Below are 16,450 nucleotides of genomic sequence, written 5' to 3' on the forward strand. Positions count from 1 at the left end.
CGACTCGGGCACTTCCGCGGCCCGACCCGGGGCGGCGGCGCTGACCCAGCGCTCGTCCCGGGTCGTCTCGGCCGCGAAGCTCACGCGTCGCGCCGGCCGGAACAAGGCCGGCGCTTTTCTCGCTGAGGGAGCCCGAGCGGTCCGGGAGGCGCTGGCCGCGCACGACTCCGGCGAGATGCGGGTGCGCGAGCTGTTCCGCACCGCCGACCCGCGGCACGAGGAGGTGGCCGCGGCGGCCCGCGCGCTCGGCGTTCCGGTGCGGGAAGTCACGGACCGCGCCGCGGAGCACCTCTCCGAGACCGTCACGCCCCAGGGCGTCGTGGCGGTGTGCGCCCTGCCCGACCGCGGAGTCGCCGCGGCGCTGGCCGGTGCTCCCACCCTCGTGGCGGTTCTCGTGGACATCGCGGACCCGGGCAACGCGGGCACGGTGGTCCGCGTGGCCGACGCGGTCGGCGCCGACGCGGTGCTGTTCGCCGGCGACTGCGTCGATCCGTACAACGGCAAGGCCGTGCGCGCCTCCACCGGCAGCCTGTTCCACCTGCCGATCGCGCGGGAGCGCGAGACCGCGGCGGTGCTGGCGCAATGCCGGCAGGCGGGGCTGCGCCTGGTCGGTGCCGACGGCGCCGCCGAGGTGGACGTGGACAGCGCCGCCGAGGCGGGGGAGTGGCACGCCCCCACCGCGTGGGTGCTCGGCGGCGAGGCCCACGGCCTGCCCGCAGCGGTCTCCGCCGAGCTGGACGCGGTGCGCCGCGTGCCGCTGTACGGCAGGGCGGAGAGCCTCAACCTCGCCACGGCCACGGCCGTGTGCCTGTACACCTCGGCGCGAGCCCTGCGGCGCGGCTAGCTGGGCCGGAAGCGGTGCGCGGTGAACACGCGGAACGCGGATCACCGCGGAATCCGCTTCCTCCGGTCGCTTAGACTCGAAGGGTTACAGGGGTGGCGACGTCGCGCGCCGACGGGCGCGCCGAACCGGAGCAACGGGAGTTACGCACGAACGATGTCCGCAGCCAACGAGCATGACGACGCCGCGGGGGGCGCCGCGTTGTCCCCGGAGACCTTGGAGAACGCGGTGGCGCGTGCGGCGGAGGACTTCGCCGGCGCCACCGACCTCGACGAGCTGGCCGGGGTCAAACCCGCCCACCTCGGCGAGCGGTCACCGCTGCTGACCGCGCGCCGCGCGATCGGCGCGCTGTCCAAGGAGGAGCGAGCCGAAGCGGGCAAGCGGGTCAACGACGCGCGCGAGCGGATCCAGACCGCCTTCGACGAGCGGCAGGCGGTCCTCCGGGCCGAGCGCGACGAGCGCGTCCTCGCCGAGGAAGCGGTCGACGTGACGCTGCCGGTCGAGCGGGTGCCCTCGGGCGCCCGGCACCCGATCACGCAGCTGATCGACCGCGTCGAGGACACCTTCCTCGGGATGGGCTGGGAGGTCGCCGAAGGCCCCGAGCTGGAGAACGAGTGGTTCAACTTCGACGCGCTCAACTTCGGCAAGGACCACCCGTCCCGCACGATGCAGGACACGTTCTACGTCGCCCCGGAGGGGTCCGGGCGCGTGCTGCGGACCCACACCTCTCCCGCGCAGGTGCGGGCCCTGCTGGAGCGGGAGCTGCCGGTCTACGTGGTCTGCCCGGGCCGCACGTTCCGCACCGACGAGCTCGATTCCACGCACACCCCGGTGTTCCACCAGGTCGAGGGGCTCGCGGTGGACGAGGGGCTGACGATGGCCCACCTGAAGGGCACGTTGGACGCGTTCGCCCGCGGCATGTTCGGCGCGGACGCGAGCACCCGGCTGCGGCCCTCCTACTTCCCGTTCACCGAACCGTCCGCCGAGATGGACGTCTGGTTCCCGGAGAAGCGCGGCGGCGCCGGCTGGGTCGAGTGGGGCGGCTGCGGCATGGTCAACCCGAACGTGCTGCGCGCCTGCGGCCTCGACCCCGAGGTCTACACCGGCTTCGCCTTCGGCATGGGGTTGGAGCGCACGCTCCAGTTCCGCAACGGGATCCCCGACATGCGGGACATGGTGGAGGGCGACGTGCGGTTCACCCTGCCGTTCGGGATCGAATCCTGAACACCCCTGAAACGACACCCACCGACGACAGAAGGGCCTGACCCAAGTGCGGATCCCGGTTTCGTGGTTGGCCGAGCATCTTGAGCTGCCCGAGGAGACGACGCCGGAGGAGCTGGCCGACGCGTTCGTCCGAATCGGGTTGGAGGTCGAGGAGGTCACACCGTTGACGCGGGTGCGCGGCCCGCTCGTCGTGGGGCGCGTGACCGACGTCGAGGAGCTCGCCGAGTTCAAGAAGCCCATCCGGTACTGCCGGGTGGAGGTCGGTTCCTCCGAGGGGGAGCCGCAGGTGAACGGCATCGTCTGCGGTGCGACGAACTTCCGCGAGGGCGACCTCGTCGTCGTCGCGCTGCCCGGTGCCGTGCTGCCCGGCGAGTTCGAGATCTCGGCGCGCAAGACCTACGGGCGCACCAGCGAGGGCATGATCTGCTCCACCTCCGAGCTGGGCATCGGCGAGGACGCCGACGGGATCCTCGTGCTGCCCGCGGGGGCCGCCACCCCGGGCGCGGACGCGCGCGAGCTCGTCGGCCTCAACGACACGGTCATCGAGCTGTCCATCACGCCGGACCGCGGGTACTGCTTCTCGGTGCGCGGGCTGGCCCGGGAGCTGTCGAACGCCCTGGACGTGCCCTTCGGGGACCCGGGCGCGCGCCAGGTGCCGGAGGAGGAGCGCTCCTCGCGGTCGGTGTCCATCGCGGACGCCTCGGCGTGCTCGCGGTTCGTGCTCCGCCGCGTCACGGGCGTGGATCCCACCGCGCCGACCCCGTGGTGGATGCGGCGGCGGCTCGCGCTGGCCGGGATCCGCTCGATCTCGCTGGCGGTGGACATCACCAACTACGTGATGTTGGAGCTCGGGCAGCCGCTGCACGCCTGGGACACGAGCAAGCTGTCCGGCGAGGTGCAGGTGCGGCGCGCGGAACCCGGCGAGGAGTTGACCACGCTGGACGGGATCGCCCGGGACCTCGACCCGGACGACGTGGTCATCTGCGACGACACCGGCCCGGTGTCGCTGGCCGGCGTGATGGGCGGCGCCTCCACCGAGATCAGCCACGACTCGCACGACGTGCTGCTGGAAGCCGCCACCTGGGACCCGGCGAGCATCGCCCGGGTGATGCGCCGGCACAAGCTGCCCAGCGAGGCGGGCAAGCGCTTCGAGCGCTCCGCCGACCCGGCGCTGCCCCCGGTCGCCGCGGAGCTCGCCGCGCAGCTGCTCGTCCGCTACGGCGAGGGCACGATCGTTCCGGAACGCACCGATGTCGGCGAACCGCGGTTGCCCGCACCGGTGACCATGCCGCTGGGGCTGCCGGACCGGATCGCCGGCGTCTCCTACGGGCGCGGCGTGACGGCGCGGCGCCTGACGCAGGTCGGCTGCGCCATCGAGGTGAGCACCTCGGACGAGGGCGTCGGCCTGGTGACGGCGACTCCGCCGAGCTGGCGGCCCGACCTGCAGCAGCCGGCCGACCTCGTCGAGGAGGTCCTGCGCCTGGAGGGTTACCACACGGTGCCCTCGGTGCTGCCCTCGGCGCCCGCGGGACGCGGGCTGACCGAGGAGCAGCGCCGCGAGCGGGCCGTCTCGCGCGGCCTGGCCGCCGACGGCTACGTCGAGGTGCTGCCGTTCCCGTTCACCGGCGACGAGGTGCTCGACGCGCTCGGCCTCGACGAGGACGACCCGCGGCGGCGCACGCTGTCGCTGCAGAACCCGCTGGAGGCCGAGCACGCGCGGCTGTCGACGACGCTGCTGACCGGCCTGGTCGACGCGTTGCGGCGCAACGTCTCCCGCGGCCAGCGCGACCTCGCGCTGTTCCACATCGGACAGGTCGTGCAGCCCTCCGCGGACCTGGCCGAGGTCCCCGACGTCGGTGTGCACGCCCGCCCTTCGGGGGAGGAACTGTCCGCGCTGCACGGCTCGCTGCCCGCGCAGCCGCGGCACGTGGGCGCGATCCTGTCCGGCAAGCTCGAGCGCGCCGGTTGGTGGGGCGGCGGCCGGGACGCGAACTGGGCCGATGCGGTCGCGGCCGCGCACCGGGTCGCGCACGCGGCCGGGGTGGAGCTTTCCGTCTCGGCCGGCGAGCTGGCGCCGTGGCACCCGGGACGGTGCGCCGAGCTCCGCGTCGGCGGCGCGGTCGTCGGCCACGCCGGGGAGCTGCACCCGAAGGTGGTGGAGGCGCTGGAGCTGCCCAAGCGCACCTGCGCGATGGAGGTGGACCTGGACGCGCTGCCGGTGAGCGAGCAGCGGCCGGCGCCGGCGGTCTCGGCGTACCCGCCGGTGCTGCTCGACGTGGCGCTCGTCGTCGACGACGCCGTCCCGGCCGGTGACCTGGTCGAGACCGTCCGCGCCGGCGGCGGCGAGCTGCTGGAGGACGTGCGGCTCTTCGACGTCTACACCGGCCAGCAGGTCGGCGAGGGGAAGAAGTCGCTGGCGCTGGCCCTGCGGTTCCGGGCCGGGGACCGCACCCTCAAGCAGGAGGAGGCCACGCGGGCCCGGGACGCGGCGGTCGCCGCGGCCGCGGACCGCTTCGGGGCCGTTCTCCGCGGCTGACGCACCGGCGGCCGGTCCTCACCCGCGGCGGGGATCGGCCGCTCCCGCGGAGGAGGTGCGCGTCCGCTCCGCGGTGCGCGGGTCCGCGTCCCGCGCCGGCCGCGGGGCGCGGACGCTAGTAGCGCTGCCGGTGCGCGGCGAGGAACTCGGAGGGCTCCAGCGTCATGCGCACCAGGCACGGGGCCGGTTGGATCGGGTGCTCGGTGTCGCGGCCGCGGCCGACCTCGCGGAACCCGAGTTTGCGGTGCAGGTGCAGCGAGGAGTGGTTGTCGGCGTAGATGGCCACCTCGCACAGGTGGTAGTCGCGCTCGGCGAACATGAACGCCAGCAGCACGTCCAGCGCGTCGGTCGCGTAGCCGCGGCGCTGGTGGGCCGCGCCGATGCCGATGCCGTAGCTGAACCGCCGGGCCTGCGGCTGGGTCGGCGTGGTGCACAGGGATCCGACGAGCTGCCGTTCGGCGCGGGTCTCGATCGCCAGCCGGACGTCGTCGCCGCCGGTTCCGGAGGCGGCGCGGTGCGCGGCCCAGTGCCGGTATCCCGCCTTGCTGCCGCCGCCGCGGGCCGCTTCGCGGTCGAAGCGCACCAACGTCTGCCGGTCGTCGGGACTGATCACGCGCAGCTGCACTCGTCGACCGACCCAGCTCGGCTGCGTGATCGTCATGGAATCACGTGGAGCCGTCCCGGAGGAGGCGGGCTGCGGGGACGCGTGCCGGCCGCGGGGAGGCGGCGTGGGCGTGGTCCGCGCCGCGGACCGCTCCGGGGGCATCGGCATCATCGTTGATGATGCCGTGCGGGCCCCGCCACGATCGAGCGGGGGAGCGGTGCGGGAGGTTCCCGGCGCGCCGCTGCTGGTGCGCGCTGTGAGTCCACCCTCCCGCACTGCGGGCCTGCTTGATTAACTTTGCATCTACATGCATAATTATCCGCATGGCGATTCGAGTGGCCGTGGCCGGTGCGAGCGGTTACGTCGGCGGGGAGCTGCTGCGACTGCTGCTGGCGCACCCGCAGGTGGAGATCGGCGCCCTGACCGCGGGCGAGAGCGCGGGCAGCGGCCTCGCGCAGCACCACCCGCAGCTGACACCGCTGGCCGAGCGCCGGCTGACCGGGACGAGCGCGGAAGAGCTGCGCGGCCACGACGTCGTGTTCCTCGCGCTGCCGCACGGCCACTCCGCCGCGCTGGCGGCCGAGCTCGAGGCGGACGCGGTCGTCATCGACTGCGGCGCCGACCACCGGCTCGCCGACGAGACCGACTGGCAGCGCTGGTACGGCGGGGAGCACGCGGGCAGCTGGCCCTACGGCATCCCCGAGCTGCCCGGCGGGCGCGACCCGCTCACCCGGGCCACGCGGATCGCCGTGCCCGGGTGCTTCCCGACCGTGTCCTCGTTGGCGCTGGCACCGGCGTTCGCGGCGGGCCTCGTCGAACCGGACGTGGTCGTCGTCGCCGCCACCGGCACGTCGGGTGCGGGCAGGGCGCTGAAACCGCACCTGCTGTCGGCCGAGGTGATGGGCTCGGCCAGCGCCTACGGCGTGGGCGGGGCCCACCGGCACACCCCTGAGTTCGTGCAGAACCTCTCCGCGGCGGCCGGCGAGCACGTGCGGGTGTCGTTCACCCCCGTGCTGGCCCCCATGTCCCGCGGGATCCTCGCCACCTGCACCGCGCCGCTGCGCTCCGGGGCGGACGCTGCGGGGGTGCGCGAGGTCTACCGCGACGCCTACGGCGCCGAGCCGTTCGTGCACCTGCTCGACGAGGGCGCGTGGCCGCAGACCGCCGCCACGCTCGGGGCCAACACGGTGCACCTGCAACTGGCCGTCGACCCGGACGCGGACCGCCTCGTGGTCGTCGGAGCCGAGGACAACCTCACGAAGGGAACCGCCGGAGCAGGCGTGCAGTGCATGAACCTCGCGCTCGGCCTGCCCGAGACCACCGGCCTGCCCGCCACCGGGGTGGCCCCGTGACGAGCGCGCAGCAGACAGGAGCGACGATGAGCGTGACGGCCCCGCAGGGGTTCCGCGCGGCCGGAGTGCCCGCGGGCATCAAGAGCGGTGGCGCGCTGGACCTGGCCCTCGTGGTCAACGACGGCCCGCGCCAGCAGGCCGCGGGCGTGTTCACCACCAACCGGGTCAAGGCAGCCCCGGTGCTGTGGTCCCAGCAGGTCCTCGAGCAGCGCGCGCTGCGGGCCGTGGTGCTCAACTCGGGCTGCGCGAACGCGGCCACCGGCCCGCGCGGCTTCCAGGACGCCCACGCCACCGCGGAGAAGGTCGCCGATGTGCTCGGCGCGGGCGCGATCGAGGTCGCCGTCTGCTCCACCGGTCTCATCGGCGAACCCCTTCCGCGGGAGGCGGTGCTGTCCGGCGTGGACAAGGCGGTCGCCGATCTGGCGCGCGGTGCGGGGACGGACCGGGCCGCGGCCACCGCCGTGCTGACCACCGACACCGGGCCGAAGCAGGCGCACCACGCGCACTCCGCGGGCTGGTCCGTCGGCGGGTTCGCCAAGGGCGCGGGCATGCTCGCGCCGAACATGGCCACCATGCTCGGCGTGCTGACCACCGACGCCGTCGCCGATCCCGCGGTGCTCGACCGCGCGCTGCGCGCGGCGACCGGTGCCACGTTCGACCGGCTCGACGTCGACGGCGGCACCTCGACCAACGACACGGTCCTCGTGCTCGCCTCGGGGGCTTCCGGCGCGGAGCCCACCGAGCAGGAGCTGACCGAGCTGCTCACCACCACCTCCCACGACCTCGTGCGCCAGCTGCAGGGCGACGCCGAGGGCGTGACGAAGACCGTCGACATCGTCGTGCGCGGCGCCACCAGCACCGCCGAGGCGGAACGCATCGGGCGCACGATCGCCGAGGACAACCTGGTGAAAACGGCGCTGTTCGGTTCGGACCCGAACTGGGGCCGGATCGCCATGGCGCTCGGCCGGGCCGAAGCGGAGGTCGACGCGGACCGGGCCTCCATCGCCGTCAACGGGGTGACGCTGTTCACCGGCGGCGCGCGAGCCGCAGACCGGTCCGAAGTGGACCTGTCCGGCCGGGAAGTGGAAATCGTCGTGGACCTGCACCTCGCGGACGGCGGGGCAACGATCCTGACCACGGATCTCTCCCACGGCTACGTCGAGGAGAACAGCGCGTACAGCTCATGACTGAACAGGTATCGGACCGGCTCGCCAGCGCCACCGAGAAGGCCAACGTCCTCGTGGAAGCGCTGCCGTGGCTGCAGCGCTTCCACGGCACCACCGTCGTCATCAAGTACGGCGGCAACGCCATGGTCGACGAGGACCTCAAGCGCGCCTTCGCCGAGGACATGGTCTTCCTGCGCCTGGCCGGGATCCACCCGGTCATCGTGCACGGCGGCGGTCCGCAGATCACCTCGATGCTCGACCGGCTCGGGATCGAGGGCGAGTTCCGCGGTGGTCTGCGGGTCACCACCCCCGAGACCATGGACGTCGTCCGGATGGTCCTCGTCGGCCAGGTGGGCCGCGAACTGGTCGGGCTCATCAACCAGCACGGCCCGTACGCCGTGGGCATGTCCGGCGAGGACGCGCGGCTGTTCACCGTGCGGCGGCGCAACGCGGTCGTCGACGGCGAACCGGTCGACGTCGGGCTCGTCGGCGACGTGGACACGGTCAACGCGACGGCCGTGGCGGACCTGATCAACGCGGGCCGGATCCCCGTGGTCTCCACCGTGGCACCCGACGCGGACGGCGTGGTGCACAACGTCAACGCGGACACGGCGGCCGGCGCCCTCGCCGTCGCGCTCGGTGCCGAGAAGCTCGTCGTGCTCACCGACGTCGAAGGGCTCTACACCGACTGGCCGGACCGCTCCTCGCTGATCTCCAAGATCGGCGCGCAGCGCCTGGAGGGGCTGCTGCCGGAGCTGAACTCCGGGATGGTGCCCAAGATGGAGGCCTGCCTGCGCGCCGTGCGGGGGGGCGTGCCTCGGGCCCACGTGATCGACGGGCGGCTGGCGCACTCGGTGCTGCTGGAAGTGTTCACCAGTGCCGGCGTCGGCACCATGGTGGTGCCCAGCGATTCAGGAGAGGAAGGCGAATGACTTCCGACAACGGTTTCACCCAGCGCTGGGGTCGGTCCATGATGGACAACTACGGCACGCCGGGGGTGCTGCTGACGGGCGGCTCGGGGTGCGTGGTCACCGACGCCGACGGCGCGGAGTACCTCGATCTGCTCAGCGGCATCGCGGTCAACGTGCTGGGGCACGCCCACCCGGCCGTGCGCGAGGCGGTGACCGACCAGATCGGGCAGCTCGGCCACGTGTCGAACCTCTACGCCCACGAGCCCGGCCTGCGCCTGGCCGAGCGCCTGCTGGAGGTCGCCGGCCTGTCCGGGAGCGGCCGCGTGATGTTCTGCAACTCCGGCGGGGAGGCCAACGAGGCCGCGTTCAAGATCGCCCGCCTGACGGGGCGCACCAAGATCATCGCCACCAACGGAGGTTTCCACGGACGCACCATGGGTGCGCTCGCGCTGACCGGACAGCCCGCCAAGCAGGCGCCGTTCGCGCCGCTGCCCGGCGGTGTGGAGCACGTCGACTACGGCGACGCCGAAGTGCTCGAGTCCGCCGTGGACGACAGCACGGCGGCCGTGTTCCTCGAACCCGTGCAGGGGGAGAACGGCGTCGTCGTCCCGCCGGAGGACTACCTGCGCCGCGCTCGCGAGATCACCGAGCGGCACGGCGCGCTGCTCGTGCTCGACGAGGTGCAGACCGGCATCGGCCGCACCGGCGCGTGGTTCGCCTTCCAGGACGCCGGCATCACCCCGGACGTGATCACCACGGCCAAGGGGCTCGGCGGCGGCCTGCCGATGGCCGCCTGCATCGGCGTCGGGCGCGCCGCGGAACTGCTGCGGCCCGGCCAGCACGCCACGACGTTCGGGGGCAACCCCGTCGCCGCGCGGGCGGCGCTGGCCGTGCTCGACACGATCGAGCGCGACGAGCTGCTGGCCCACGTGCGCGAGAGGGGCCGGCAGCTGCGCGACGGGATCCGCGAGCTCGGGCACCCGCTCGTGCGCGAGATCCGCGGGGCCGGGCTCCTCGTCGGCATCGGGCTGCACGAGTCCGCGGCCGCGCAGGCCGTGGACACCGCGCGCGCGGCCGGCTACCTGATCAACGGGGTGCAGCCGGACGTGGTGCGGCTGGCCCCACCGCTGATCATCGACGAGTCCCAGGTGGACGCGCTGCTCAGCGACCTTCCCGCCATCCTGGACAAACTGGAGGTGCACGGCTGATGCGGCACTTTCTCCGCGACGACGACCTGACCCCGCAGGAGCAGGCCGAGGTCCTCGACCTCGCCGACGGCTTCAAGCGCTCTCCCCGGGGCGACGACCTCGCAGGCCCCCGCACCGTGGCCGTGCTGTTCGAGAAGAACTCGACGCGCACCCGGTTGTCCTTCGAGGTCGGCATCGCGCAGCTCGGCGGGCACCCCGTCATGGTCGACGGCAGGATGATGCAGCTCGGCAGGGAGGAGACCATCGAGGACACCTCCCGCGTGCTGGCGCGCTACGTCGACGCCGTCGTCTGGCGCACGTTCGCCCAGGCCCGCATCAACGCGATGGCCTCGGCCAGCACCGCACCGGTGATCAACGCGCTCACCGACGAGTTCCACCCCTGCCAGGTGCTCGCCGACCTGCAGACCGTCCGGGAGCGGCACGGCGCGCTGGCCGGGCTGACCCTGACCTACCTCGGCGACGGGGCCAACAACATGGCGCACTCGCTGGCGCTGGGCGGGGTGACCGCGGGCATGCACGTCCGCATCGCCGCCCCGGAGGGGTTCGAACCCCTCGACTGGGTGCTCACCGCGGTGCGCAAGCGCGCCGCGGAGACCGGCGGGTCGATCACCGTGGTGCACGACCCGCGCGCCGCCGTGGACGGTGCCGACGTGCTCAGCACCGACAGCTGGACGTCCATGGGGCAGGAGAACGACGGCAAGGACCGCGTCAGCCCGTTCCGGCCGTTCCAGGTCAACACCGACCTGCTGGCCGCCACCGGCAGGAGCGACACGAGCGTGCTGCACTGCCTGCCCGCCCACCGCGGGTGGGAGGTCACCGACGAGGTGCTCGACGGCCCGCAGAGCGCCGTGTTCGACGAGGCCGAGAACCGGCTGCACGCGCAGAAAGCGCTGTTGGCCTGGATGGTGCGACGGCAGTGATGACACGGGCGGCACGACAGGCGCGGATCGTGGACCTGGTCAGCTCGCGGGAGATCCGCAGCCAGACCGAACTGGCCACGCTCCTGGCCGAGGACGGGATCGAGGTCACCCAGGCCACGTTGTCCCGGGACCTCGACGAGCTCGGCGCGGTGAAGCTCCGCGGCGCGGACGGGGGAACGGCGGTGTACGTGATCCCCGAGGACGGCAGTCCCGTGCGGGCCGTCCAGGGCGGGACCTCCCGGCTGAGCCGGCTGCTGAGCGAACTGCTCGTCAGCACGGACGGATCCGGCAGCGTCACCGTGCTGCGCACTCCCCCCGGGGCGGCGCAGTTCCTCGCCAGCGCCATCGACCGGGCCGCGCTCGCCGAGGTGGTCGGCTCCATCGCCGGCGACGACACCGTCATGGTCGCCGCCCGGGAACCGCTGACCGGACTCGAACTGGCCGACCGCTTCACGGCAATGGCCGCCGGCAGCGCAGCCGCCGCGCCGGCGGGAAACGACACAACCGAACCTGACTTCGAGGAGAACGACAATGACTGACCGGGTAGTGCTGGCCTACTCCGGTGGCCTGGACACCTCCGTGGCCATCGGCTGGATCGCCGAGGAGACCGGCGCCGAGGTCGTCGCCGTGGCCGTGGACGTCGGCCAGGGCGGCGAGGACCTGGAGACCGTGCGCAAGCGGGCGCTGGAGTGCGGCGCGGTGGACGCCGTCGTCGCCGACGCGCGCGACGAGTTCGCCGAGCAGTACTGCCTGCCGGCGCTGCGCACCAACGCGCTGTACATGGACCGGTACCCGCTCGTCTCGGCGCTGTCCCGGCCGCTGATCGTCAAGCACCTGGCCGACGCGGCCGCCGGGGTCGGTGCGAACACCGTTGCGCACGGCTGCACCGGCAAGGGCAACGACCAGGTCCGCTTCGAGGTCGGCATCGGCGCGCTCGCCCCCGACCTGAAGGTCATCGCGCCGGTGCGCGACTTCGCCTGGACCCGGGAGAAGGCCATCGCCTGGGCCGAGCAGCGCGACCTGCCGATCGACGTGACCAAGTCCTCGCCGTACTCGGTCGACCAGAACGTGTGGGGCCGCGCGGTGGAGACGGGCTTCCTCGAGGACATCTGGAACGCCCCGGTCGAGGACGTCTACTCCTACACCGCCGATCCGGGCCAGCCGCGCGATCCCGACGAGGTGGTCATCACCTTCGACCGGGGCGTGCCCGTGGCCCTCGACGGCGAGACCGTCACCGCCCTGCAGGCCGTGCAGGAGCTCAACCGGCGCGCGGGCGCGCAGGGCGTCGGCCGCCTCGACATGGTCGAGGACCGGCTGGTCGGCATCAAGAGCCGCGAGATCTACGAAGCTCCCGGCGCGCTCGCGCTGATCACCGCGCACCAGGAGCTGGAGGACGTCACGCTCGAGCGCGACCAGGCGCGGTTCAAGCGCACCGTCGCCCAGCGGTGGGGCGAGCTGGTCTACGACGGCCTGTGGTTCTCCCCGCTGAAGCGCTCCCTCGACGCGTTCGTCGAGGACACCCAGCAGCACGTCAGCGGCCAGGTCCGGATGACGCTGCACGCCGGGCGGGCCGTCGTCACCGGCCGCAGCAGCGACCGCTCGCTGTACGACTTCAACCTGGCCACCTACGACGAGGGCGACACCTTCGACCAGAGCCAGGCCAAGGGCTTCGTCCAGCTGTGGGGCCTGCCGAGCAAGATCGCCGCCAAGCGCGACCAGGGCTGAGCCCGGAGCACGCTGATCTCCGGGTCCAGCCGAGCCCGGGTCCCGCCGGGACCGCGACGTTCGCACGACGGCCGTCGCGGCCCGGCGCACCGCGTCCGGAGGGGCGCCGCACGAACCACCGACCACATCGAGGAACCCGCGTGACCACCCAGGACAGCGAACCCACCAAGCTCTGGGGCGGCCGGTTCGAATCCGGCCCGGCCGAGGCCATGGCCCAGCTGAGCGCGTCCACGCACTTCGACTGGCGCCTCGCGCCGTACGACATCGCCGGATCGCGGGCGCACGCCCGCGTGCTGCACCGGGCCGGTCTGCTCGACGCGGACGAGCTGGAGCGGATGCACGCGGGCCTGGACCAGCTGGCCGCCGACGTCGAGTCCGGGCGGTTCCAGCCGGTCGTCGCCGACGAGGACGTGCACACCGCCCTGGAGCGGGGCCTCATCGAACGCGTCGGCGCGGAGCTCGGCGGCAAGCTGCGCGCGGGACGTTCCCGCAACGACCAGGTCGCCGCCCAGTTCCGGATGTGGCTGCGCGCGGCGGTCCGCCGCGTGACAGCGGGCGCGCTCGACGTCGTCGACGCCCTCCTCGCGCAGGCCGAGCAGCACCCGGACGCGGTGCTGCCGGGACGCACCCACCTGCAGCACGCGCAGCCGGTGCTGCTGGCGCACCACCTGCTCGCCCACGCCCAAGCGCTGCTGCGGGACGTGAGCCGCTTCCGCGACTGGGACGAGCGGACGGCGTACTCGCCGTACGGCTCCGGGGCGCTCGCCGGCTCCTCGCTCGGCCTCGACCCCCGCGCGGTCGCGGAGGAGCTCGGCTTCACCGACGCCGTGGACAACTCGATCGACGGCACGTCCGCGCGCGATTTCGCCGCCGAGGCCGCGTTCGTCCTGGCGATGCTGGGCACGGACCTCTCCCGGCTGGCCGAGGAGGTCGTCCTGTGGAACACGGCCGAGTTCGGCTACGTCACGCTGGACGACGCCTGGGCCACCGGCAGCTCGATCATGCCGCAGAAGAAGAACCCGGACGTGGCCGAGCTGGCCCGCGGCAAGTCGGGGCGGCTCATCGGCAACCTGACGAGCCTGCTGAGCACGTTCAAGGCGCTGCCGCTGGCCTACAACCGGGATCTGCAGGAGGACAAGGAGCCGGTGTTCGACTCGGTCGCGCACCTGGACCTGCTGCTGCCCGCCTTCGCCGGGATGATGCGCACGGTGACGTTCCACACCGGGCGGATGGCCGAGCTCGCTCCGGCCGGTTTCACGCTCGCCACCGACCTGGCCGAATGGCTGGTCCGCCGCGGCGTGCCGTTCCGCGAGGCGCACGAGGCCTCCGGTGCGTGCGTGCGGACCGCCGAGGCCCGGGGGGCGGGGCTGGACGAGCTCAGCGACGCCGAGCTCGCCGCCGCGCACCCCGCGCTCACCCCGGAGGTCCGGGAGGTGCTCACGGTGGCCGGCTCGGTCGCCTCCCGGAACGCCCGCGGGGGCACCGCGCCGGACCGGGTCGCCGAGCAGCGCGAGCGGGTCGCGGAGGCGGTGCGGCAGCACCGCGCGTGGTTGGGCGAGTGAGGCCTGCGAGGACCGCGGTCCCGGAGCGGTAGTGTGCCGGTCGTGCATCAGGTGAACAGCGAGGAACTCGCCGACGACCCCCTGTGGGTGGCGCGGCGGATGCTCGGGTGCGAGCTGCGCTCGTCCGGCCCGGAGGGCGAGGTCGGCGTGCGCCTCGTCGAAGTCGAGGCGTACCGCGGTCAGGACGATCCCGCTTCGCATTGCTACCGCGGCCGCACGGAGCGCAACGCCGTGATGTTCGGCCCCGCCGGGAACCTGTACGTGTACTTCGTGTACGGGATGCACTTCTGCATGAACGTCGTCTGCCTGACCGACGGCGTGCCGGGTGCGGTGCTGCTGCGCGCCGGGGAGGTCACCACCGGTGTGGAGCTGGCGCGCACGCGCCGCCCCGCGGTGCGCAAGGACAGGCACCTGGCCAGCGGCCCCGCTCGGCTGGCCGGGGTGCTGGGCGTGTCCCGCGAGCACAACGGTGTCGACCTGACCAGCCCGGACTCCGCGGTCCGCCTCTACCGCGGCGGCGAGGTCGACGAGGACGACGTGCGCAGCGGCCCGCGGGTGGGTGTCGCCGCCGCGATGGACCTGCCCTGGCGTTCGTGGGTGGACGGCTCCCCCTCGGTGAGCTCCTACCGCCGCGGAGGACGGCGCAGCGGGGCGCGGGCCCGGGCGTAAAACCGGTGGTGCGGTGCGCCAGACTGGTGCCCGTGAGTGAGCACATCCTTGACGAACTGTCCTGGCGCGGTCTGATCGCGCAGTCCACCGAACTCGACGCTCTGCGGCGGGACCTCTCCGCCGGCCCGCTCACTCTCTACTCCGGCTTCGACCCGACCGGGCCGAGCCTGCACGCGGGCCACCTGGTGCCGATGCTGATGCTGAGCAGGTTCCAGCGAGCGGGGCACCGCCCGGTCGTCCTCGCCGGCGGCGCGACCGGGTTGATCGGCGATCCGCGCGACGTGGGCGAGCGCAACCTGCACGACGAGGACACGATCGCCGAGTGGACCGAGCGCATCCGCCGCCAGCTGGCGCAGTTCGTGGAGTTCGACGACTCGCCGACCGGCGCGGTCATGGAGAACAACGCGCACTGGACGGCCGAGCTGCCGGTGACCGCGTTCCTCCGCGACGTGGGCAAGTACTTCTCGGTGAACACGATGCTGTCCCGGGACACCGTCAAGCGGCGCCTGGAAACCGACGGCATGTCCTACACCGAGTTCAGCTACATGCTGCTGCAGGCCAACGACTTCGTGCAGCTGCACCGGCGTTACGGCACGAAGCTCCAGGTGGGCGGTTCGGACCAGTGGGGCAACATCATCGCCGGCGTCGACCTGGTGCGCCGGCAGGACGGTGAGCAGGCGCACGCGCTGACCTCACCGCTGGTGACCGATTCGGAGGGACGCAAGATCGGCAAGTCCACCGGCGGCGGCAACCTCTGGCTGGACCCGTCGATGACCAGTCCGTACGCCTGGTACCAGTACTTCGTGAACACCGCGGACGCCGACGTGGGAACGTTCCTGCGACTGTTCACCTTCCTCGACCGCGAGGAGATCGAGGAGCTGGAGCGGACCACGGCCGAACGTCCGCAGCTGCGGGCGGGGCAGCGCAAGCTCGCCGAGGAGTTGACGACCCTCGTGCACGGGCCGGAGCAGACCCGCAAGGTCGTCGCGGCCAGCCAGGCGTTGTTCGGCAGGGGCGAGCTGGGCGAGTTGGACGAGGCCACGCTCGAGGCGGCGATGGCGGAGGCGCCGACGGCGCAGGTGCGGCTCGCGGACGAGCCGAGCATCGTGGACCTGCTCGTGGAGACGGGCCTGGCGCAGGGCAAGTCGGCGGCGCGGCGCACCGTCAACGAGGGCGGCGCGTACGTGAACAACCGCAAGATCGGTGCGGACACGTGGACACCGGTCAAGGACGACCTGCTTCCGGGGAACTGGCTCGTGGTGCGCCGTGGCAAGCGTCACACTGCGGGCGCCAAGGTCGTGTACTAGGCTCCGGGTAGCCCCGAAAGGTGGCGCTGAGCAGGCGTTTCGCAGTCCTTTCGGGGGTTGGTCCCCGCTGTTTGACGGCGGTATCGGGCTCGTGTAAATTGTTTTGTGCCGGCGACGGAGCGGGCTGATTTCGGGAGTTTCCTTCGGTTTTCGAGGGGCTTGTGGGGTTGGTCCGGAGTTGTCGGGTGGTCTTTGAGATGGGCGAAAATCGTGGCGTGGCCGTCGTGTGTCGTGGGCCCGTGGTTCTGCTGGTGGTAGTGCGTGTGGTGCTGGTGCTGGTGGGGTTGTGGGGTCTGCTGGTGCGGGCGACCCCCCGGGTGTGGGGGGTGGTTGGCGGGTGCTAGGGTTTTTGCTCGGGAGATGCCGCCGGTTCGGTGGTGTGTTCTTTGAGAACTCGACAGCGGATGCTTGTTGAATGACGCGTG

Annotated in this window: 14 protein-coding genes; 13 read left to right on the top strand and 1 reads right to left on the bottom strand. The window is 72.9% G+C overall.

Translation table 11 applies throughout. From position 1 onward, the window contains the following. The first annotated feature begins 40 nt into the window (after positions 1–40). From ACYVJE_RS08405 to pheT, 3 genes are all read left to right on the top strand, one after another. Complete coding sequence (locus tag ACYVJE_RS08405) at positions 41–844, top strand: TrmH family RNA methyltransferase (RefSeq protein WP_461144035.1); 804 nt, start codon at positions 41–43, stop codon at positions 842–844. Positions 845–997: 153 nt separating this feature from the next. Then, the gene (gene pheS / locus ACYVJE_RS08410) at positions 998–2,065 is read left to right on the top strand and encodes a phenylalanine--tRNA ligase subunit alpha (protein ID WP_459155953.1); all 1,068 of its coding nucleotides are present in this window, start codon (positions 998–1,000) and stop codon (positions 2,063–2,065) included. A gap of 46 nt (positions 2,066–2,111) precedes the next feature. After that, positions 2,112–4,601, top strand: coding sequence for a phenylalanine--tRNA ligase subunit beta (gene pheT / locus ACYVJE_RS08415; RefSeq protein ID WP_461144019.1), 2,490 nt, complete (start codon positions 2,112–2,114; stop codon positions 4,599–4,601). Between the two features lie 115 nt (positions 4,602–4,716). On the opposite strand, the gene ACYVJE_RS08420 is transcribed toward pheT, so the two are convergent. Next, positions 4,717–5,262: a GNAT family N-acetyltransferase gene (locus tag ACYVJE_RS08420; RefSeq protein ID WP_461144020.1), complete on the bottom strand. Its 546-nt coding sequence runs from the start codon at positions 5,260–5,262 to the stop codon at positions 4,717–4,719. 266 nt (positions 5,263–5,528) lie between these two features. Between ACYVJE_RS08420 and argC the strand changes: the two genes are divergently transcribed. From argC to tyrS, 10 genes are all read left to right on the top strand, one after another. After that, positions 5,529–6,557, top strand: a complete 1,029-nt coding sequence (argC, locus tag ACYVJE_RS08425) for an N-acetyl-gamma-glutamyl-phosphate reductase (RefSeq protein ID WP_461144021.1) — start codon at positions 5,529–5,531, stop codon at positions 6,555–6,557. 26 nt (positions 6,558–6,583) lie between these two features. Then, positions 6,584–7,744, top strand: coding sequence for a bifunctional glutamate N-acetyltransferase/amino-acid acetyltransferase ArgJ (gene argJ, locus ACYVJE_RS08430; protein WP_461144022.1), 1,161 nt, complete (start codon positions 6,584–6,586; stop codon positions 7,742–7,744). Further along, the gene (gene argB, locus ACYVJE_RS08435; protein WP_459155948.1) at positions 7,741–8,655 is read left to right on the top strand and encodes an acetylglutamate kinase; all 915 of its coding nucleotides are present in this window, start codon (positions 7,741–7,743) and stop codon (positions 8,653–8,655) included. Before argJ ends, argB begins: the two co-directional genes overlap by 4 nt. Continuing rightward, positions 8,652–9,842 (top strand): acetylornithine transaminase, encoded by a 1,191-nt coding sequence (locus ACYVJE_RS08440; protein ID WP_459155947.1) that lies wholly within the window; start codon positions 8,652–8,654, stop codon positions 9,840–9,842. The genes argB and ACYVJE_RS08440 overlap by 4 nt, the downstream gene beginning before the upstream one ends. Beyond that, positions 9,839–10,762: an ornithine carbamoyltransferase gene (gene argF / locus ACYVJE_RS08445; RefSeq protein ID WP_459160009.1), complete on the top strand. Its 924-nt coding sequence runs from the start codon at positions 9,839–9,841 to the stop codon at positions 10,760–10,762. Before ACYVJE_RS08440 ends, argF begins: the two co-directional genes overlap by 4 nt. Then, positions 10,762–11,301 carry an arginine repressor gene (locus ACYVJE_RS08450; protein WP_459155946.1) on the top strand — a complete coding sequence of 180 codons (540 nt, stop codon included), beginning with the start codon at positions 10,762–10,764 and terminating at the stop codon, positions 11,299–11,301. Before argF ends, ACYVJE_RS08450 begins: the two co-directional genes overlap by 1 nt. Next, positions 11,294–12,487 carry an argininosuccinate synthase gene (locus ACYVJE_RS08455; RefSeq protein ID WP_461144023.1) on the top strand — a complete coding sequence of 398 codons (1,194 nt, stop codon included), beginning with the start codon at positions 11,294–11,296 and terminating at the stop codon, positions 12,485–12,487. Before ACYVJE_RS08450 ends, ACYVJE_RS08455 begins: the two co-directional genes overlap by 8 nt. A 209-nt stretch (positions 12,488–12,696) precedes the next feature. Beyond that, the gene (gene argH, locus ACYVJE_RS08460) at positions 12,697–14,049 is read left to right on the top strand and encodes an argininosuccinate lyase (RefSeq protein ID WP_461144036.1); all 1,353 of its coding nucleotides are present in this window, start codon (positions 12,697–12,699) and stop codon (positions 14,047–14,049) included. Positions 14,050–14,100: 51 nt separating this feature from the next. Continuing rightward, the gene (locus tag ACYVJE_RS08465) at positions 14,101–14,718 is read left to right on the top strand and encodes a DNA-3-methyladenine glycosylase (protein ID WP_461144037.1); all 618 of its coding nucleotides are present in this window, start codon (positions 14,101–14,103) and stop codon (positions 14,716–14,718) included. Between the two features lie 32 nt (positions 14,719–14,750). Beyond that, positions 14,751–16,025 carry a tyrosine--tRNA ligase gene (tyrS, locus tag ACYVJE_RS08470; protein ID WP_461144024.1) on the top strand — a complete coding sequence of 425 codons (1,275 nt, stop codon included), beginning with the start codon at positions 14,751–14,753 and terminating at the stop codon, positions 16,023–16,025. Positions 16,026–16,450: the final 425 nt, after the last annotated feature.

It is taken from the genome of Salinifilum aidingensis (genome assembly GCF_054782015.1).

Excerpts from the sequence above, each read along its gene's own strand:
- argC (WP_461144021.1), top strand. The coding sequence starts at position 5,529 with ATGGCGATTCGAGTGGCCGTGGCCGGTGCGAGCGGTTACGTCGGCGGG.
- pheS (WP_459155953.1), top strand. The coding sequence starts at position 998 with ATGTCCGCAGCCAACGAGCATGACGACGCCGCGGGGGGCGCCGCGTTG.
- argJ (WP_461144022.1), top strand. The coding sequence starts at position 6,584 with ATGAGCGTGACGGCCCCGCAGGGGTTCCGCGCGGCCGGAGTGCCCGCG.
- argH (WP_461144036.1), top strand. The coding sequence starts at position 12,697 with ATGGCCCAGCTGAGCGCGTCCACGCACTTCGACTGGCGCCTCGCGCCG.
- ACYVJE_RS08450 (WP_459155946.1), top strand. The coding sequence starts at position 10,762 with ATGACACGGGCGGCACGACAGGCGCGGATCGTGGACCTGGTCAGCTCG.
- ACYVJE_RS08420 (WP_461144020.1), bottom strand. The coding sequence starts at position 5,262 with ATGACGATCACGCAGCCGAGCTGGGTCGGTCGACGAGTGCAGCTGCGC.
- argB (WP_459155948.1), top strand. The coding sequence starts at position 7,741 with ATGACTGAACAGGTATCGGACCGGCTCGCCAGCGCCACCGAGAAGGCC.
- ACYVJE_RS08455 (WP_461144023.1), top strand. The coding sequence starts at position 11,294 with ATGACTGACCGGGTAGTGCTGGCCTACTCCGGTGGCCTGGACACCTCC.
- ACYVJE_RS08440 (WP_459155947.1), top strand. The coding sequence starts at position 8,652 with ATGACTTCCGACAACGGTTTCACCCAGCGCTGGGGTCGGTCCATGATG.